Source organism: Paraburkholderia fynbosensis, assembly GCF_902859935.1.
GTDB classification, from domain to species: Bacteria; Pseudomonadota; Gammaproteobacteria; order Burkholderiales; family Burkholderiaceae; genus Paraburkholderia; species Paraburkholderia fynbosensis.
The window spans coordinates 406,462-424,559 of the sequence record NZ_CADIKI010000001.1 but is presented as its reverse complement, the minus strand read 5'-3'; the positions used below and the strand labels follow the sequence as shown (position 1 = coordinate 424,559).

Genomic DNA, 18,098 nt, shown 5'->3' with positions numbered 1-18,098 from the left:
CGGCAAGTTAGCGGATCGATCGAACGTCTGGAATTCCGTGCGAGACGGTCCAACTGCAACCGCAGCCTTGAAGGTGCCTGGCTGAAGAGTTCCGTTCATCAGATTTTGTTAAAAAGGCGGGGTTCGCTCTTGATGCGAACCCTCGCGCCGCTGCTTAGAATCGATGTCGCAGCAGGAGTTTTACTGCGATCTGGGTCGGTGTGGTCGAGGCACCGAGAGATCCGATTGTGGCGACCGCCGCCTTGCCGGTCGAATCGATACCTGTAGCGTGCTGCCAGATCCCGCTAAGCTGGATATCAGTGGCCTTGGAAAGGAAGTAATCTGGACCGAAATTGACCTGGCTGTAGTGTGCCGCCCTGCCGGGCGCACGCACTGTCGTATAGTCGTAGGCAGCAGCGACCATCAACGTCGGCACGATGCGATAACGAATGTTGCCTTCATAGCTGCTGAGCGTAGCCGACCCGGTGTTAGGAGTCGTAGAGGTCCTCAGCATGTCACTGAAGACCGTGCGTGTGTAGACTAAACTGACCTGACCGCCAGTGCCGAACCGGTAGCCAATACCTGCCCCGAAAATCGCCTGGTTATTTGCGGACTGAAAGCCACTGAATGAAGGCGATTTGCCCGGTGACTTGAAAGTCCGATCAGTGGGGCCTACCGCGCTATCGTAGACCGACACAGCAGGGTCGTTGATATTCTCGTACGCAATCGCGCCGAGGATAGGACCCGAATCGTAGCTCATAGCCAGTTGGTAGCGGCGATTCGTGGCAAAGTTACCCGGCGCCCCGCCCGGCGCGAACACCCCATCGAATTTGAAACCCGCGAACATAGGCGAGATATAGCGAATCGAATTGTCCCACCGGAAATTCGCGTTCAGGTTATCGAAATCGCCCTGGTGGCTCCCGACCCACGCCCAGATGCCCGTTGCTGCCAGGCGCTCGCCTATATCATCATGCATCGCGTCGTATTGTCGGCCCATCGTGAGGCGGCCATACTGCGTTTGCAGCCCCATCCATGCGGATCGACCGAAGAGGCGTCCACCTTGCGAAAGCGTGCCCGCCGATGCGTCGAACCCGTTCTCCAGATCGAATATCGCCTTCATGCCGCCGCCAAGGTCCTCGGTGCCACGCAGACCCCAACGACTACCGTTGGTTTGGCCTTTGACCATCCCGATGACCGAGCCGCCACTCTGATTGTTGATGTAGTTGATCCCTTCGTTGATGATGCCGTATAGCGTCACGGAGCTTTGAGCGTGTGCAACGCTGGCGAGGGCAGGGAAAATTATCAGCGGAAGTAATTTTGTTTTCATGTGTCTCCAATCCTGACTTTAAATGACAACCGATCTATATCCGGCTGTTCCTTGCATGCAAACACGCCGCAGTCTGTCGAACAAATCGCACAACTAATAAAGAAATGCTATTTGTACCGGCACCGGAATGACTACGGCACTGCATTCGATATGTAACGAGGCGTTGACCGGATGCCGGTCTGGACTCCAAAGCGCTAACGTGTCGCCTCAAAAGAACTGCGGTATTTTGAGGCGAGGATCAGACAGGCGGCGACACTTCCCGCCCGGCATTCTTTATTACGTGCCGTTGAACACGGTATCGAACAACGCCTGGCTTTTCGCCTGGTTGTCGATGATGTCCTTGTTCGAAATGATTTGCATCGCCACGTCCGGCAGCTTGCGCTTGACCGTCGTGTTCGTCACAGCCATATCGTGTGCCGCGTACATGACCTGACCATCGGTGAGGAGGAAGTCATAGAACAGGATCGCTGCATTCGGATGCCTGAGCATGTGCGCGACGCCAACGCCGTTCGGCTGGGTGATAGCCGGTCCGATCGAAAACCAGTCGATAGGTGCACCGGCTTCCTTCATGGACTGGACCTTGTAGTTGTAGATGCCGAAAGCCATCGGCACGTCGCCCGAGGCGACAAGATTCGCTATGAGCGTATGGCCGCGACGCACCGACACGCCGTTTTTGGCAACGATCTGCTTGAACAGGTCGATACCCGGTTGACCGCCGAGATTGTGCACCGTTTCGGCGAACCATGGCAGCGAGTCCTGGCCTTCTACGCCGAGCTTGCCTTTCCACTTCGGATCGAGCAGCTCCTTGTAGGTCTTAGGAAGATCGGCCTTTTTGATCAGATTCGTGTTGTACGCGACGGTGAACACGTTCAGGCGCGTCGCGGTCCACGCGTTGTTGTCCTGAATTGCGGCGGGAATCAGCGATTTCAGAACCGGCGAGCTGACCGGCTGCAACAGCTTCTCGCGATACATCGCTTCAAGCTGCGGGCCGTTGGTTTCGAACACGTCGGCTTCGTGGCGGCCGGCACGCCCTTCCGAAATGGCGCGTTGCAGAATGCCGGAAGCGCTTGCGCGCCAAACAGTCACGTGTACGCCGTATTTCTGCTCGAACGCCCTGATGACCGGATCGAAATCATCAGGCGGCAGGGACGAGTACACCGTCAGTTTGCCTTCCTCCTTGGCCCCCGCGATCAGTTTTTGCATGCGATCTGCGCCGCTGTATTGTGCGACAGGCTCGCTCGAGACATAACCAGCCGCGAAAGCTGGACTAGAACCCATGAACGTCAGCGTCGCACTGAGCAGTCCGGCGGTTGCTGCAAGGCGGAAAATCTTGTTCATCACCTCTCTCCGAAGTGTTTGTTATAGCCGGGCACGTCAAATGACATACCCAGCCTTTCAGCCGTGCGGATTTAACCGTTCAACGGCAGAGATTCACCAATCGGGTTGGCGAGCCCCGGCAGCGTTTCCAGCTCCTTCGCGTACGCGCCATCCATCTGCATGGCGAGCCCGATCTTTTCCAGTTCCGACGAGAACGTCGAACGGATGACCGGACTTTCGTCCGCGTAGTCGATCTGGCAGCCGCCAATGCGACGCGAAATCCACGCCTTTGGCACGCCTTGCGAATTGCGCTGCGATACGACTTCGTGTTTGAGGGCGAGGTAACGTGACGGATTTGGGTTCGTGTTGAAGTGCTGGTGAAACTCGCCGTTGGCCGGCGTGATCAGCGAACCGGCTTGCCAGTCGTAACGCTTCGGTTCTTCGCCTTCACGCCACATCATCGAGTAGCCCGAACCGCTCATGATGATGACGTGCGCGCCAGGACCGTGCGAGTGCGCTTTCTTGTACGTCGAGGTAGGGAACTGTGAAATGTGGCTGTTCTGCGAACCGCGCGCCATGTTGAAGCGGATATGACCGCCGCCGGCACCACGTTCAGCGGCGCTGACCAGCGGCAGGTTTACCGCGTCAGCGACGAAATTCGTGTCCATCAGCAGACCCTTCTGTTCGCCGCCGTTAGCGAAATAGTCGGGCTCGCCGTTGAAACGGTTCTTGAAATCGTACGCGGTGCCGAAAATGAAATCGATGTCTTCGAGCGCGTTGATCGTAGGAGGGCCGTTCGTGACCGCGACGAAACGTGCGGCGTCCTTGCCAGACGTGTTGTAGTGCGTGTGCCAGCAGTTCAGCGGGATGGCGAAGAGGGCACCGGCTTGCCACTCGAATGTGACTTCCGCGCCTGCTTCGTTGCTAACAGTCGTCGATCCCCGGCCGCTCAGGACATAGATCATTTCTTCGAACAACTGCCGCTGCGGTGCGAGCGATTTGCCCGGCGGGATTTCACAGACGTAGCAGTCGTTCGACGTGCGCGACGCTTCGTGATTGATGTAGACGCCCTTGCCGCCACGACGCGCCCAATCCTTCAGATCGACCGTACGCAGGTCCTGGATGTAGTGACCGTCGATGATGTCCAGCCCTTGCTGGGCGATCCAGCGCGTATACGCCGTTTCCTTCTCGGTAGCGAATTTCTTCGCCATGTCCTCGGAAACAACTGCGTTCTTGCTCATTTACTTCTCCATTCAATGCTTGTTTCGTACACCCAAAGATAGCCCGCTGACCTGCGAGCTAACTGATTCAGGCATTCCTCAGACGGTTGCCGCGTTCTTCAGGTACTCGCGAATCTTCTCGGCCGTGAGCGTCAAGGTCGGATCGTATTCCGGCGCGTCTTCGAGTTGCTGCAGATCGTTGAGGCCGCTCTTCCAGAAAATGCGGTTGATCGCAGAAATCAGGCGCACGGGGCGATCCGGATCTGCGTTGAAGTGCTGGTGTGCGGTACCGGGCGGAATGTAGATCACGTCGCCAGCCTCCCAGTCGAAGCGCTTGACTTCCCCGACCGGCTTCCACGCGTACTGATCGACGATTTCGACATCGTAGTCCTGGTGCAGGTCATAGCCGCGACCTTCGAGCACGTACAGGCACTCTTCTGCCAGGTGCCGGTGCTTACCCGACTTGCTGCCCGGCGGAATGATCTGCATGTAGGCGTCGACCGTCTCCATGCGCGTGTTCATGCCTTCGTTCAGCAGGTGCTTGAGCAGGCCTTGACGAGACATTTCCCACGGCATGTTCTCGGGTCGCACGATCTTTGCGCGCTTGGCGTTACGCTCCGAGGCCTGTTCAGCGTTTTCCAGCAGGTCCTTGTAAAGCGCGCGATTTTCTTCGCCTGCAAGCCAGTTTCCGGATTCGGTCCATGCCATGATTAGTAGCCTCCTTCCGGATGATTGAAATCAGTTTCTTCCATACGTGCGACGAACCCAGCACCGGTCGGCGACGGCTCGTCAGGCCGAGGCTCGACGGTCTTTTGGAACAGCATGTTCATGAACATGAACATCGGCTTCGTCTTGATGACGAGCGCACGTGCAGGCTTGTCCAGGCTGCGGTTGAAGTGCTGGTGCACGCAATTGTTGTGCACAATCGCGATGTCGCCGGCTTCCCAGTCGTAGCGGATGCCGTCGTGCACTTCGTAACCGATGCCGTCGAGGATGTAGAACGCCGCTTCGTTCACATGGCCATGCTTCTGCGAATGACCGCCCGGCGCATATTCTTCGAGATGGATGTGGAACGTCTGCGTGATTCCGTTCTTCGGCTGCACATAGTGGCGGCTGAAGGTCTGGGGTCCCTTGCTGAACTTGACTTCTTTACCTTTACGTACGCGCGGAACGGAACGCAGACGCTCCAGTTCTGTATTCAGGTTGTACGCGCCTTCGATGCCACGCACGAATACACGGTTCTTCACATTACCGGCGGCGCTGTGATGCGACTCTTCAGCGCGCTGATCTTCCTCATACATCGCGTTCGTGTCGATGTTTGTTTCAGCCATAGTGCCTCCTTGTTGATACAGCGAATTTACTGAGGGTTCAACGCGATACAGCGGGCTGGATCAATCGTGACCCAAATCTTCGCGCCAACCGGCTCGCGATGCGACGGATGCGCACGGGCGAGCAAAATCTGTTCACCGACTTTGACCTGCAAATCAAGCGTTTCGCCAAGGAATACTTTGGAATAGACGGTACCCTCGAACACATTGTTGTGCTCGATCGTCGGTTTGCTATCGAAGATTTCCAGGTTCTCCGGGCGCAACGACACTACCGCTTTTGCACCAACGTTCATGCCCTCACTGTGGTCCACCGTGATCGGACCGATGGCCGAATCAATGGTCAACTTCTGACCATCCGTGTTTCGGACAGTGCCATCGACAAAGCTCGTCGTGCCGATGAAATCCGCCACAAACCGGTTGGCCGGCTGTTCGTAGATGTCGCGAGGGCGCGCCTTCTGGACGATGTGGCCGTCCTTCATGATGGCGATTTCGTGCGACATCGCGAGCGCTTCTTCCTGGTCGTGCGTCACGTAGATCGTCGTGACTTTCAGCTCACGTTGCAGACGCTTGAGTTCGAAACGCATCTTGTCGCGCAGCTTTGCGTCGAGATTCGACAGCGGCTCATCGAGCAATAGCAGTTTCGGCTCCATCACGATCGCGCGGGCGAGTGCCAGGCGCTGCTGTTGACCGCCGGACATCTTGGTTGCATCACGGTCTGCTGCATGATCGAGGCCGACTGCGGTGAGCGCGCGCATTACCTTGTCGGCAATCTGCTGCTTCGTGAATTTCTTCGTGCCGACTTCAAGCGGAAAGCTGCAATTCTTGAACACGGTCATGTGCGGCCAGATGGCGTACGACTGAAATACCATGCCAAACTGACGTTTGTTCGGCGGCACGAAGGTCTTGCGATCAGCATCGAAGACGGTCACGCCATTCGCCGTGATTTTGCCGCCGTCGGGTTTTTCAAGACCCGCGATCGAGCGCAGGGTAGTGGATTTACCGCAACCGCTCGGGCCGAGCAGCGTGAATAGTTTGCCTTCAGGAACCTCGAAACTCACATTTTCAATGCCCGCGACTTTCACGCCCTGACTGTCGAGATACACGGTGTTCAGATTCTGAATATTCAGCATTGTCGTCTCAATAATTTCTGGAATGGCGAATTCAGACCGCTTTCACGCCGAATTTGCTGCCCACCCACTGCGCGAACGATACGAGCGCGAGCAGACCAATCACGAACATGACGCTCAATGCCGACAGTTCGACGTATTGCCCGTTTTGCCATAGTTCCCACACCACGACGGAAATCGTTTCGCTACCGGGGCTGTACAGCAGGATCGAAGCGGACAGTTCACGGATCGATACGATGAACACGTAAATCCAGCCGCCCATCAAACCCGGCTTGATCAGCGGCAAAACGATACGAAAGAACGTCGTGCCCCAGCCAGAACCACACATTTCCGCCGATTCTTCCAGTTCCTTTGACAGCTGAACCATCGAGGTTTGTGTATAACGCATCCCGTAGGGCATGAATCGTGTGACGTATGCGATCAGGAGAATCCACAACGTGCCGTAGATTCCGATGTTCACATTCAGGAAGAAGATCATGAATGCCAGACCCAGCACCAGACCCGGAAACACCATCGGAAGCGACGCAAGGTTATCAAGCAGCCAACGGCCCCGAATCTTCGTTTTGATCACGATCCAGCACACGATTGCGGAAAGCAGCATCACACCCGTTGCGCACGAAAACCCGAGAAGCAAACTGTTACCGACGGCTTCCTTGAGCTCCGGATAGCGGAAGATGTAGCGGTACGAATCAAGCGTCAGATGACGCAAAGCTTCCATGGACGGCGGCGCATAAAACTTCTGGAAAGATGACCACAGCAGTACAAGCAGAGGCAGCACCACAATCACAAGCGCATACAGCACAAAGATTGCCGCAGTGAGATAGCGCCATGGTCCGAGGTCGATTGCGCGTGCACGAAACGCTTTGCCGGTGACCGTCGTGAATCTGCCGCCTTTGGCAAGCAAGCGGCTCTGGATAAAGATACCGACCGAAGTGATGAGCAGCAGGATGGTTGAATACGAAGCGGCCAGTCCAGTCGGCGTCGGATATTGCTGCAATGCTTCGTAAATCGATGACGTGAGCACCTGAATTTTTACCGGCAGGCCGATCAGCGCAGGCACCTCGAACGATTCGACGGCCCGCACGAAGAGGATCAGCACCGTCGAGACGATTGCAGGCACTGCAAGGCGAAATGTGATGCTGAACGTCGTCCTGAGCACGCCTGCGCCGCTCATGATGGCGGACTCTTCGAGCGACGGGTCCATGCCACGAAACGCTGCCGACATCAGCAGGAAAGCCATGGGGGAATATTGCAATCCGTCGATCCAGATCATTCCGCCCATGCTGTAGATGTTGAACGGCGGATGCGAGAGACCAAACCAGTGCATCAGCGAAACGTTCAGCACGCCGATTTTGGGGCTGGCAAGCAGAATCCAGGCAATCGTGAAGAGGATCGCCGGATTGATGAGCGGAACGACCGTCACGACCGAAAAGAATTGGCGTAAAGGTGTATTGGTACGCTCGTTGATCCAGGCAAGACCCGAACCGATAACGAACGAAACGAGTGCGGCACCAATGGCGAATTCCACCGAATTGGCGAAAGCCGACCAGGAGTCGGCGCTACCGAATGCAATCCGATAATTGTCGAGGGTAAATACCGAAGGCGTATCTGCACCCTGCGGCGTCATGAAACTCTGCCAAAGCAGGAAGCAAAGCGGGATCAGCGCCAGTACCGCGACGATGAGAATTGCGGTGCCGACCACCAGCCATTTTGAATCGTGCCGCTTCCAGAATCGGGGCGGCGTATTGGTGACATCAAGTTGAAGCTCCACCAACTCTCTCCTCACGTAACTTCATTTCGTGTGTTCCTTTATACAGAACGGCGTTTCTATATGCAGGTCAGCAGACGTATTGGGCGCGCCTGGTTCATTTTTGTCAAGGCATAGAGGGGGCGGGTTAGCCCTAGGATGGACAGTTTTATTGGCTCCGGTCGCTTTCATTCTTGTGCAACCAAAGAGAGACGGCAGTATTTCAAAGGGAGCGATTCTTATATGTGGATGACCGTTCCATTTTTGAACTACTATCGTTGCTTGAGCTACGGTATGATCGCTGCACATACGCAATACAAACCGGAGACGCCTGATGCCGAACGATGCAACCGTTCATTCGCTTGACGATCACCTATACGGTTACGATCCCGACCATGAGCACGGTGACGATGCTGATCATGATCACGACCACGATTTTCCAGAGTCCGAAACGAATCAGGAAGCCGTGTGGCTGCTCGATAACGTCGTTCTCAACAGCGTAGGCATCGACATCGGTTCGTCGGGTACGCAGCTTGTCTTCTCGCGCATCCACATGCGGCGCATCGCTGAGGAGCTCTCAAGCCGTTACATCATCGTGGGGCGCGAGCCGATCTACCAGAGCCCGATTTCGCTCACACCGTATCTGAGCGAAACGCAGATGGATACTCAAGGGCTCGAACGCATCGTTGCTGCGGCCTACAAGGAAGCCAATCTCGGTCCGGACGACATCGATACGGGTGCGGTGATCCTGACCGGTGAAGCGCTACGTCGCGAGAACAGTGAAGGCATTGCAGATATGCTCGCGGAACAGGGCGGCGAATTCGTCTGCGCGACTGCCGGGCATCACATGGAAGCAATGCTGGCCGTGTATGGTTCGGGCGCAGCAAAATATTCGCATGAGCATAAAAAGCGCGTGCTCAATGTCGATATCGGCGGCGGCACGACCAAGCTGGGTCTGGTGGATTGCGGCAACGTGATCGGCACGGCTGCAGTTCACCTGGGTGGCCGTTTAATCGTGACTGACCAGGGAGGGCGCATCACGCGCCTCGACCCGGCAGGCAAGGAACACGCACGGGCAGCAGGATTCGCTTGGGAAATCGGCAGCCAGACGACGCGCGAGCAGCTCGAACAGGTTGCCGACTGGATGGCACAGACGCTTGTACGTGTACTGAGCGAGCGCTTCACCGCGGACGATCTGAATTCACTGTTCCTGACCGATCCGATTGCTGATTTGGGCAAGCTGGATGGTCTAATCTTCTCGGGCGGTGTGGGCGAATATGTGTATGAGCGCGAATCGCGCGACTTCCTCGACCTCGGGAAATTTTTCGGGTCTGCGGTGCGTCGACGCTTGCTCGCAAATCAAGTGGCCTGGCCGCTGCTGCCTGCCATCGAGTGCATTCGCGCGACCGTTCTCGGCGCTTCCGAATACAGCATCCAGTTGAGCGGTAACACCACTTTCATTTCGAATCCGCGCAATCTGCTGCCGCGCAAGAATATGCAGGTCGTGCCGATCGAAGAACGCATGCCCGAAGTGATCGACCGGGCTGCGGTCGTTGAGTCGCTGCGCAAGAGCTTTCAGCGCTACGACCTGAAAGAGGGTGAGCAGGACGTGGCAATCGTGGTGCGCTGGGCGGGGCCGCCGGAATATTCGCGTCTGGCTGCACTCGCGCGCGGGCTGATTGACGGAAATCCGTTGACCATCGCTGCCGGCAAGCCGCTATACGTCATTGCTGATGGTGACATCGCCAATTCGCTCGGCAACTTGCTGCGCGAAACACTGGACGGAAATGACCTTTTCGTGATCGATGGCGTTTCGCTGCGAGGGCTCGATTACGTCGATCTGGGCCGCATCCGTATGCCGTCACGCACCGTTCCTGTCACGGTCAAATCGCTGGTGTTCAGCGAAGACCCGAGCCTGCACGGTAAATCCGATACGTCCGAATGGCATACGCACGAGGATGGCACCGTACATCGTCATCATCACCACGTAACCGCAGGCAAGCATCAACATCACGATCATGCACACGCACACGGCCATCACCATCATCACGATCATGACCATAGTCACGGTGCTGATCACGGGCATCACCACCATGCGGATCACACGCATGGCCACTCGAGCAGCCAAGACTAACTGCTAAAGCTACAAACGCCGTCACACGTGCAAATGCTCGTGCGGCGGCGCACTCTCTTTCATCAGCGGCATCAGATGCAGATTGCTATTGCGCACGCCACGCTGTGACGCAAGCGACCATGCGAACTGCTGAATCGTATCCACTTCGCCACGTAGCACGAGCGCTTCCAGGCAATTGTCGTGGTCGAGATAGATGCGACTACTGCTAACGATCAGTGCGTGCTGTTCGTGATACGCATCCGACAGGCGCTGCGCGAGTTCGCGTACGCCGTGCTCGAACACTATCGTCAACGTGCCGACACATTGCGCGTGAGCGTCAGCCAACAATTCCTTTGAACGATGGGCGCGCAGGATGTCACGCAGCGCCTCTGAGCGGCTGCTGTAGGCGCGCCGCTTCATCGTGTCATCAAGCGTCGCGAGCAGGAAATCGTCAATCGTAATCGTGATGCGTTGCATGTCGCCTATCCGTTTCGCGGGAATTGCGTCTTGACACCACCATAGCATAGCCCTCATTATTCCCTCAATGCGTTCCATATAAAGATTTAACGTTCTCCTATATGGAATGAAAGGCATGGTCGATAGTGTGAGGAAATTCTAAATAAGTATGAGCGATGCGGGATCTGCGCATGGCGATCTTTCGGTGGAGACATGAATGATTCAATTCCTGAAGTTCCTGTTCAACGATGCCGGCCCGAATATTCGAGGCCGTATTGCTGCGATGTACGCGCTCCTGGCCGTGTTCAATATCGGGGCATGGGCGTGGGCGTTCATCACGTTTCACGGCCAGCCGGTGCTGCTCGGTACCGCCTTTCTTGCCTACAGCTTTGGTCTGCGTCACGCGGTTGACGCCGACCATATCGCCGCCATTGACAACGCGACGCGCAAGCTTATGCAGGAGGGGCAGCGGCCGGTGACGGTGGGTTTCATGTTCTCGCTGGGTCATTCGACCATCGTGATCGCTGCAACCGCTGCGATTGCAGCTACCGCCTTAACGTTGCAACATCGCTTCGAGGCGTTTCAGCAAATCGGCGGTGTGATCGGCACGCTGGTATCGGCCGGTTTCCTGTTCGTGATCGCCGCAATCAATCTCATCGTGCTGAAATCTGTGGTCGCTACGTTCAAGCGCGTGCGCCGCGGCGAGCGTTACGATGAGGAGGGCTTCAATCTGCTGCTTGCCAATCGCGGCCTGCTCGCGCGCATTTTCAAACCGATGTTCCGATTGATCACGCGCAGCTGGCATATGTACCCGCTCGGGGTGTTATTCGGACTCGGCTTTGATACGGCATCCGAAATCGGCTTGCTCGGTGTTTCGGCTACTCAGGCGTCACACGGCGTGCCTGTCTGGTCGATCATGGTATTTCCCGCACTGTTCACGGCAGGAATGTCGCTCGTTGATGCGACCGACAGCATCCTCATGCTGGGCGCGTACGGCTGGGCGTTCATGAAGCCGATCCGCAAGCTCTACTACAACATGACCATTACGTTGGTGTCGGCGGTTGTCGCAATCGGCGTTGGTGGGGTAGAAGCACTCGGGCTGATCGCAGACAAGTTGCATCTGAACGGCGCGTTCTGGGATGAAATCGGTGCGATCGGAGATAACTTCGGGATGGTTGGCTATGCGATTATCGGATTGTGCGCGTTCATCTGGCTGGCCTCTACAATCGTGTACAAGTGGCGGCGTTTCGATGAAGTAGAAGTGTAATCGCGATGGCGAAACGGAACGATAAGTGCCTTCCTCGTGGAGTCGCCCGTTTTGGCCTGATGGTAGTACTTGCCGCGTTCGATTCGAACGCGCTGGCTCAAAGCAGCGTGTCCCTGTACGGCGAAATCGATGCTAGCGCCGTTTGGGCAAACAATGTCCATGGCGGGCATCAATTTCAGTTGGCATCAGGTCTGATCGATGGCAGTTTCTGGGGCATGCAAGGTTCTGAAGACTTGGGCGGCGGTAGTCACGCAACCTTTCGTCTCGAGCGTGGTTTCAGCGTCGCAACAGGCACTGATCAGAACGACCATCCGTATTACGTAGGCCTCGCGAATGACAAATATGGAGCGCTAACGCTTGGGCACCAATACGATTCTATCCACGACTACCTGGCGCCGTTCACGCTGACCGGAGGCAATGGCGGCACGGCGTTCGCGCATCCATTCGACAATGACAACGCGAATAATTCGTGGCTCGCGCGCAACTCAATCAAATACACCAGTTCATCGTTTGACGGGCTGAGTGTTGGTGGGATGTATGCGTTCTCGAATGCAGCGGGGCAGTTTGCCGACAATCGGGCCTACAGCATTGGGGCGAATTACGGCAACGGCGATTTCAGCGCAGGTGCGGCGTGGCTACATACGGACGGGCGGGGCAGCACGGAAGGCGGCGCTTACGATGCAGTAACGTTGCCGGGCACGACTCGCAATACGTTCGATGCTTCAGTTCAGACACAAAACACGTTCGGTATCGGTGCGAGCCAGGTGTTTGGTCCGTTCACATTGGCGGCATCCTGGACGCGCTCGATTTATGGCGGTATAACCGACACGGAAACGGGTCTGCCTGCTCGAGCTGTCGCCTTCGATAACTACGAAATTAATGGGACGTGGCAAGCGGGCGCTTCGCTGTCGCTTAGCGGTATGTACACGTACACGAAGGGTACGTACGCGCATTGGAATCAGGGCGCAGTGCAAGCCGGTTACACGCTCACGAAGCGCACTGATACCTACATTGAAGCAATCTATCAGTGTGCTTCGGCTGGAGCACCCGCCGTTATCAATTCGATCATGGCTTCGAGCAGGAGCAGTCAATTGTTGTTCGCGGCGGGCATTCGCCATCGCTTCTGAAATCTCAAACGCAGAAGCGGGCAGCAGCCGCTGCCCGTTTCGCTCTATCAGAGCGGCACGTAGAACGCGGCCACGAAAACTAGCGCTACGGCTGACATCAGAATGTACGGATTGAGCTTGGTGAAGTAGATGACGCCAGCGGCAGTAGCCGTTGTTGCCCATGCGAGCGCAGTCGCGTGCATGGATTGCATCACGGCGACAGCCCCGGCGAAAATCAGACCAACCGCGACAGGTGCCAGCCCGCGCTCGATGGCGCGACGCCAACGCGTTCCTTCGCTCTTGTGCCAGAACAACGTCACGGTCACGAATACCGTTGACGACGGGATGTACATAGCGAGCGTCGCAACGATCGCGCCTACAAAGCCTTCCAGATGCCAGCCGATCAGCGCGGAAATGAGGGTAGTCGGCCCAGGGGATACTCGGGAGATCGCAAACAGGTCCGCGAATTCCTGACCCGAAAGCCAGTGGTAGACCGACACACTTTGAATCTGGATATCGGCAATGATGGTCTGGCCGCCGCCGAACGACAATGCGGAAAGCGGCGCGAACAGAAAAATAATTCTCAGCAGGACGTTATCCATTTAGTTTTCCATAGCAGCGCAAAGGATACTGAGTGGAGCGAGTACGAGCACGACAGGCACGGTAGGCCAATGCAGCACCCCGACCGCGACAAACGCGATGATGGCAAACACGTAGCGGAGCAGCTTGCGCTCGATGCGCACCGCAACCTTGGCGCCCATCGAGAACGTCGCACCAACACCGGCAGCGGCAATGCCGAGCAGCAGGAAGTGCGTGAGCGGATAGCCCGAGAGATGCGTATAGATCACTGCCAAGACGAGCACGACGACAAGGGCAGGCGAAATCATGCCGAGCGCGCCAATAAGCGCGCCGAGTGGCCCACGCAGACGCTGGCCGACATACAGCGAGACATTGACCGGATTTGCACCGGGCATGACTTGCGAGAGGGTCATACCAGCGACGAAGGCATCGTTATCCAGCCATTTGCGTTCCTCCACGACGGCGCGATAGGACCATGCGGCAGTGCTACCGCCGAACGACATCACGCTGATGCGCACGAAGGTTGTGAATATGTCCCATAACGCAATTTTTTGAGCTGCAGGCGTGGCAGTAGATTCTTCGATGGTGGACATGGCACGAAGTGGACAAGGGTTAAAGTATGTTCCATATGAGGGAACCGCGTTCTGATATGATCTGTATATTTAGCACGCTGTTCAGATGCCGGGCAATCAGGTTTTACGCGATGTATGCGCTCGTTGTGCTACGCAAGATAAAAAAAGCGCTGTGCCTGCCGGGACACAGCGCCTTGAGGGTATATGTACTTTTTCGTCCACTTTTTTGCGACTTATACAAAAAAACACTTTGGGTTCAATGAGTCGAAGATCTCTCAAGTCGCCAAAGTCGCTGTCGTTGCGAGCTTGCTACGAGAGGCTTCTCACGCCGTTACCGCCAGATTTTGCACGGGTCGAACGAGTACCCCCGTAACAGCGCGTATTGTTCGAAAAGATGTATAGAGAGTACGGAGCAATTGCGGCGCCATCGGTGGAGCGTCGAGCATACGCATGCATGGTTCGCCGGTTTCGGCGCCGCGCCGATCGGAATGCCGATCTCGCCTCACGCGTTTTACGCACAAGCTCTTCGTCGACGCCTGTCGGCATTTTGACGAGGAAGTAGAGCGCAGGAACGGAAAAAACGGCTATCGACGCAGCGACGCCAAAATAACCGGCACGTCATCCGAAGTGCGAATATCCATGGAGACGCCGGTAACACGCCCACGAGTGCTGTGGACGCCGCAAACAGGATCAGAAATAGCAGAGTAGGACGCACCGCGGCGGGCCTTCGCGCTGCAAGGTGCGCAGGGCGAAGTCCGTTTCATCGAGAGCGAATGGGTGCGTACTCATCTGCGTAACGTTGTGACGGTTCGTGGAACAGTTGCCGCTCCGCGCGATGCACAGTCAATCACGGGGGTATTCGCGCTCTTCGTTCATTTTCTGGCGAGAGCGGCGCGTCACGCCGTTATCGCCAGATCCTGCATGAATCGAATTAGTACCGCATGTCCTAATTGGCTAGCTCAAGGGTGATAGCCAAGAGTTGCAGAAATGCCATCAGCGGCGGCGATCAAATGCGGCACTGCCGCTCGCAGCGCCTTCTTCGTGAGACGTTGTGCAGGTCCGCCGAAACCGATCGCCGCGACCACATTGCCCGTAGTGTCACGCACGGGCGCAGCAATGCCGCGCATGCCTACTTCCGATTCCTCATCATCGATCGCATAGCCGTCGCGACGCACTTCCTCAAGCGCTTTCCGAAACACTTGCGTATCCGTGTTCGTCTTGGGTGTTTGCGCAACGAGTCCCTGCCTGATCGCGCGTGAAACGACATCCGGCGTGCTGAACGCGAGGAGTACGTGCCCTTCTGCTGTATAGCAGGCAGATTTGCGCACACCGATATACGAGCGCATGCGGATCGCCTGTTCGCTTTCAAGGTTGAACATGTAGACGACGCTCGTATCATCCAGAATCGCAAGGTGTACGGTTTCGTCTGTCTGTTTGCGCAACACGTGCAAGAACGGCAGCGCCTGTTTTGTCACGTCGAAACGTCGGCGCACGAGGCCGCCAAGGGTGAACAATTGGACGCCGAGGCGATAACGGCCGTTATCCGGGTTCTGTTCCAGCATTCCCTCAGCGAGCAACGCAGCGCACAGGCGATGCACTGTGCTCTTTGCGAGGCTCATGCGCTTTGACAGTACGCTAATGCCCAGTTCGGGCTCCTCTTCCGAAAACAATTTGAGTAGTCGCAACGCCGCCGTCACCGACGACAGCCTGCGCGGCCCATCCTGTTCCGCTTCATTGTTCAGCATGGTTTTTGCGTCCAATTTACCAATCCTCGTTAAATCTAGCGCTCCATAGTCACGGACCGCAATCTTCTATTTATAAGCGCAACCGGATGTATTCCGCCAGCGTTCTCTCTCAATACATGCGGACTAACCCTAGCCCCTTTGCGTTTGCCTTGACTTTTGCATCGGATAAAAGGGAAACTCATTCCGTTCCATTATAACATATACAGTTCCACATATAGGAACATTTTTTGTTGGCGCGGCAGTTAAGGGTAGCATCACTTGTGTCGAATCCCAAAACCGATGTAGTGCACCCGATAGCCACGAAGATCCAGTAAAGGAGACAGGCAGTGAAAGGCATCAGGATTGTGGGCGCGGCGCTGGCCATGTGTTTCATGCTGAACTCGGCCGCAGCGGTCGCTACAGGCTTGCAGACCGTTCACGTGGGTATTGCGGATGCAAGCAGTGATGTCGTGTTCTTCATTGCCGACAAGAAGGGCTACTTCCGGGCCGAAGGCATCGACGCGAAATTCATTCCGTTCGACTCCGGCGCGAAAATGGTTGCGCCGCTCGGTTCCGGGCAACTGGAGGTCGCGGGCGGTTCTCCGTCCGCAGGGCTCTACAACGCCGTGATGCGTGGCATCGGTATCAAGATCGTCGCGGACAAGGGATCGACGCCGCCGGGCTATGGTTATCAGCCGTTGCTCGTGCGCACGGATCTCGTCAAGAGTGGTCGTTACAAGACGCTCGCAGACCTGAGGGGCATGAAGATTGCCGGTAGCGCGACCGGCAGCGCTTCTACGTCCACGATGAACGAAGCGCTCAAAAAAGCAGGCCTTAAACCGAGTGATGTCGAGCGCGTCTATCTCGGCTTTCCGCAGCACGTGATGGCACTCCAAAACAAGGCCGTGGACGCATCTCTGACAACTGAGCCTTCCGCCACTCAGGCGGTTCGCAGTGGCGCGGCAATCCGTGTGATGGGCGATGATCAGATTTACCCGAATCATCAGCTTGCCGTCCTGCTCTATTCGGACACATTCATCCACGATCATCCGGACACCGCCAAGGCGTTCATGCGCGCATATCTGCGCGCGGCGCGCGATTACAACGATGCGCTCAAGGACGGGAAGATCGCGGGCGCGAACGCGGAGGAGGTGATTTCGATCCTGACTCAGTACACGTCAATCAAGGATGCCTCGCTCTATCGCAACATTGTTCCTCAAGGCACGAATCCCGATGGCAAGCTCAACGTCGCGAGTCTTGAAAATGACCTGTCGTACTTCAAGAGTCACGGCGACGTGAAAGGTAGCGTCACGGTTTCCGAACTCGTCGATCCGTCTTTTGCGCAAGCGGCAGACGCAGCGCTTGGCCCGTACCAGCGGCGTACGAAATGACAGGAAAGTGTTTTATGGCAACGATTGATTCAGGCACGATGCAAGACGTGTCCGTGAAGATCCGGCTCAGTAATCTCACGAAATCGTTCCAGACGGGAGGCGGCACGGTGACGGCGCTCGACAATGTTTCGCTCGACATCCCCACCGGCTGTTTTTTCATGATCGTTGGGCCATCCGGTTGCGGCAAAACTACGCTGCTGCGTATCCTTGCGAATCTCGAATCTCCTACGAGCGGAACCGTCGAAATCACGTCGCCGGCGCAGAATCGGCCCGGGAATTCGATGGTTTTTCAAGGCGATTCGCTGTTTCCGTGGATGACGGTGTTTAACAATGCAGCTTATGGACTGACGCTTCGCGGTGTGCCAAAGGCGCAAATTCGCGAGACGGTTGACTACTACCTTGATCGCACAGGCCTGACCCGGTTTGCGAAGGCCTATCCTCATCAACTCTCGGGCGGTATGCGACAACGCGTTTCCATCGTCCGTGCGTTCGCAAACGATCCAGACATCCTTTTGATGGATGAGCCGTTCTCGGCGCTCGATGAACAGAACAAGGTTCTGTTGCAGGAGGAATTGCTTCGCATCTGGGATGAAACGCGCAAGACGGTGCTGTTCATCACACACAGCGTTGACGAAGCGGCGACGTTAGGCGATCGCATCATGATCATGACAGCGCAGCCTGGTCGTGCCAAACGCATCATTGACGTTCCGTTCCAGCGTCCACGCTCGGTGCTCGAACTGCGTGCCCAACCGGAATACGGCGAATTTGTTTATTCAATCTGGGCAGAATTGCGCGAGGAAGTCGAGCGCGTGCGTTCGCGCGACCTTGGTGAGAGAGCATGAGTA

General features: G+C 56.4%; 16 protein-coding genes. 5 read left to right on the top strand and 11 right to left on the bottom strand.

All coding sequences use genetic code 11. The annotated features are described in order from the left end of the window. Positions 1 to 154 precede the first annotated feature (154 nt). The 7 genes from HV770_RS01910 to HV770_RS01880 all read right to left on the bottom strand — a co-directional run bounded on the left by HV770_RS01910 (position 155) and on the right by HV770_RS01880 (position 8,069). Positions 155 to 1,306 (bottom strand): porin, encoded by a 1,152-nt coding sequence (locus HV770_RS01910; protein WP_175157823.1) that lies wholly within the window; start codon positions 1,304 to 1,306, stop codon positions 155 to 157. Positions 1,307 to 1,582: 276 nt separating this feature from the next. Further along, the gene (locus HV770_RS01905) at positions 1,583 to 2,644 is read right to left on the bottom strand and encodes an ABC transporter substrate-binding protein (protein WP_217468564.1); all 1,062 of its coding nucleotides are present in this window, start codon (positions 2,642 to 2,644) and stop codon (positions 1,583 to 1,585) included. A gap of 71 nt (positions 2,645 to 2,715) precedes the next feature. Beyond that, complete coding sequence (locus tag HV770_RS01900) at positions 2,716 to 3,864, bottom strand: cupin domain-containing protein (protein ID WP_175157822.1); 1,149 nt, start codon at positions 3,862 to 3,864, stop codon at positions 2,716 to 2,718. 78 nt (positions 3,865 to 3,942) lie between these two features. Next, a complete protein-coding gene (locus HV770_RS01895; RefSeq protein ID WP_175157821.1) occupies positions 3,943 to 4,551 on the bottom strand; it encodes a cupin domain-containing protein in 609 nt (202 codons plus the stop codon). A gap of 2 nt (positions 4,552 to 4,553) precedes the next feature. After that, positions 4,554 to 5,174 carry a cupin domain-containing protein gene (locus tag HV770_RS01890; protein ID WP_246290676.1) on the bottom strand — a complete coding sequence of 207 codons (621 nt, stop codon included), beginning with the start codon at positions 5,172 to 5,174 and terminating at the stop codon, positions 4,554 to 4,556. 26 nt (positions 5,175 to 5,200) lie between these two features. After that, the gene (locus HV770_RS01885) at positions 5,201 to 6,301 is read right to left on the bottom strand and encodes an ABC transporter ATP-binding protein (RefSeq protein ID WP_175157820.1); all 1,101 of its coding nucleotides are present in this window, start codon (positions 6,299 to 6,301) and stop codon (positions 5,201 to 5,203) included. A 31-nt stretch (positions 6,302 to 6,332) separates the two neighbouring features. Then, a complete protein-coding gene (locus HV770_RS01880; protein ID WP_246290675.1) occupies positions 6,333 to 8,069 on the bottom strand; it encodes an ABC transporter permease in 1,737 nt (578 codons plus the stop codon). A gap of 310 nt (positions 8,070 to 8,379) precedes the next feature. Here HV770_RS01880 and HV770_RS01875 point away from each other — a divergent pair, with 310 nt between their 5' ends. Continuing rightward, complete coding sequence (locus HV770_RS01875) at positions 8,380 to 10,179, top strand: ethanolamine ammonia-lyase reactivating factor EutA (protein WP_175157819.1); 1,800 nt, start codon at positions 8,380 to 8,382, stop codon at positions 10,177 to 10,179. A 21-nt stretch (positions 10,180 to 10,200) separates the two neighbouring features. Here the strand turns inward: HV770_RS01875 and nikR are convergent, their stop codons facing one another. Next, positions 10,201 to 10,635: a nickel-responsive transcriptional regulator NikR gene (nikR, locus tag HV770_RS01870; protein WP_175157818.1), complete on the bottom strand. Its 435-nt coding sequence runs from the start codon at positions 10,633 to 10,635 to the stop codon at positions 10,201 to 10,203. A 196-nt stretch (positions 10,636 to 10,831) separates the two neighbouring features. Between nikR and HV770_RS01865 the strand changes: the two genes are divergently transcribed. Together HV770_RS01865 and HV770_RS01860 are read left to right on the top strand one after the other, a co-directional pair. Next, positions 10,832 to 11,881: a HoxN/HupN/NixA family nickel/cobalt transporter gene (locus tag HV770_RS01865; RefSeq protein ID WP_175157817.1), complete on the top strand. Its 1,050-nt coding sequence runs from the start codon at positions 10,832 to 10,834 to the stop codon at positions 11,879 to 11,881. A gap of 5 nt (positions 11,882 to 11,886) precedes the next feature. Then, positions 11,887 to 13,008, top strand: coding sequence for a porin (locus tag HV770_RS01860; RefSeq protein WP_246290674.1), 1,122 nt, complete (start codon positions 11,887 to 11,889; stop codon positions 13,006 to 13,008). 47 nt (positions 13,009 to 13,055) lie between these two features. On the opposite strand, the gene HV770_RS01855 is transcribed toward HV770_RS01860, so the two are convergent. The 3 genes from HV770_RS01855 to HV770_RS01845 form a co-directional block, all read right to left on the bottom strand. Further along, positions 13,056 to 13,589 (bottom strand): chromate transporter, encoded by a 534-nt coding sequence (locus HV770_RS01855; protein ID WP_175157816.1) that lies wholly within the window; start codon positions 13,587 to 13,589, stop codon positions 13,056 to 13,058. Beyond that, positions 13,590 to 14,159, bottom strand: a complete 570-nt coding sequence (locus HV770_RS01850; protein WP_175157815.1) for a chromate transporter — start codon at positions 14,157 to 14,159, stop codon at positions 13,590 to 13,592. It abuts the gene before it with no gap. Positions 14,160 to 15,097: 938 nt separating this feature from the next. Continuing rightward, positions 15,098 to 15,835, bottom strand: a complete 738-nt coding sequence (locus HV770_RS01845; RefSeq protein WP_246290673.1) for an IclR family transcriptional regulator — start codon at positions 15,833 to 15,835, stop codon at positions 15,098 to 15,100. 374 nt (positions 15,836 to 16,209) lie between these two features. Here HV770_RS01845 and HV770_RS01840 point away from each other — a divergent pair, with 374 nt between their 5' ends. Together HV770_RS01840 and HV770_RS01835 are read left to right on the top strand one after the other, a co-directional pair. Beyond that, positions 16,210 to 17,253, top strand: coding sequence for an ABC transporter substrate-binding protein (locus HV770_RS01840; RefSeq protein ID WP_217468563.1), 1,044 nt, complete (start codon positions 16,210 to 16,212; stop codon positions 17,251 to 17,253). A gap of 14 nt (positions 17,254 to 17,267) precedes the next feature. Beyond that, a complete protein-coding gene (locus HV770_RS01835; RefSeq protein WP_217468562.1) occupies positions 17,268 to 18,095 on the top strand; it encodes an ABC transporter ATP-binding protein in 828 nt (275 codons plus the stop codon). Positions 18,096 to 18,098 lie beyond the last annotated feature (3 nt).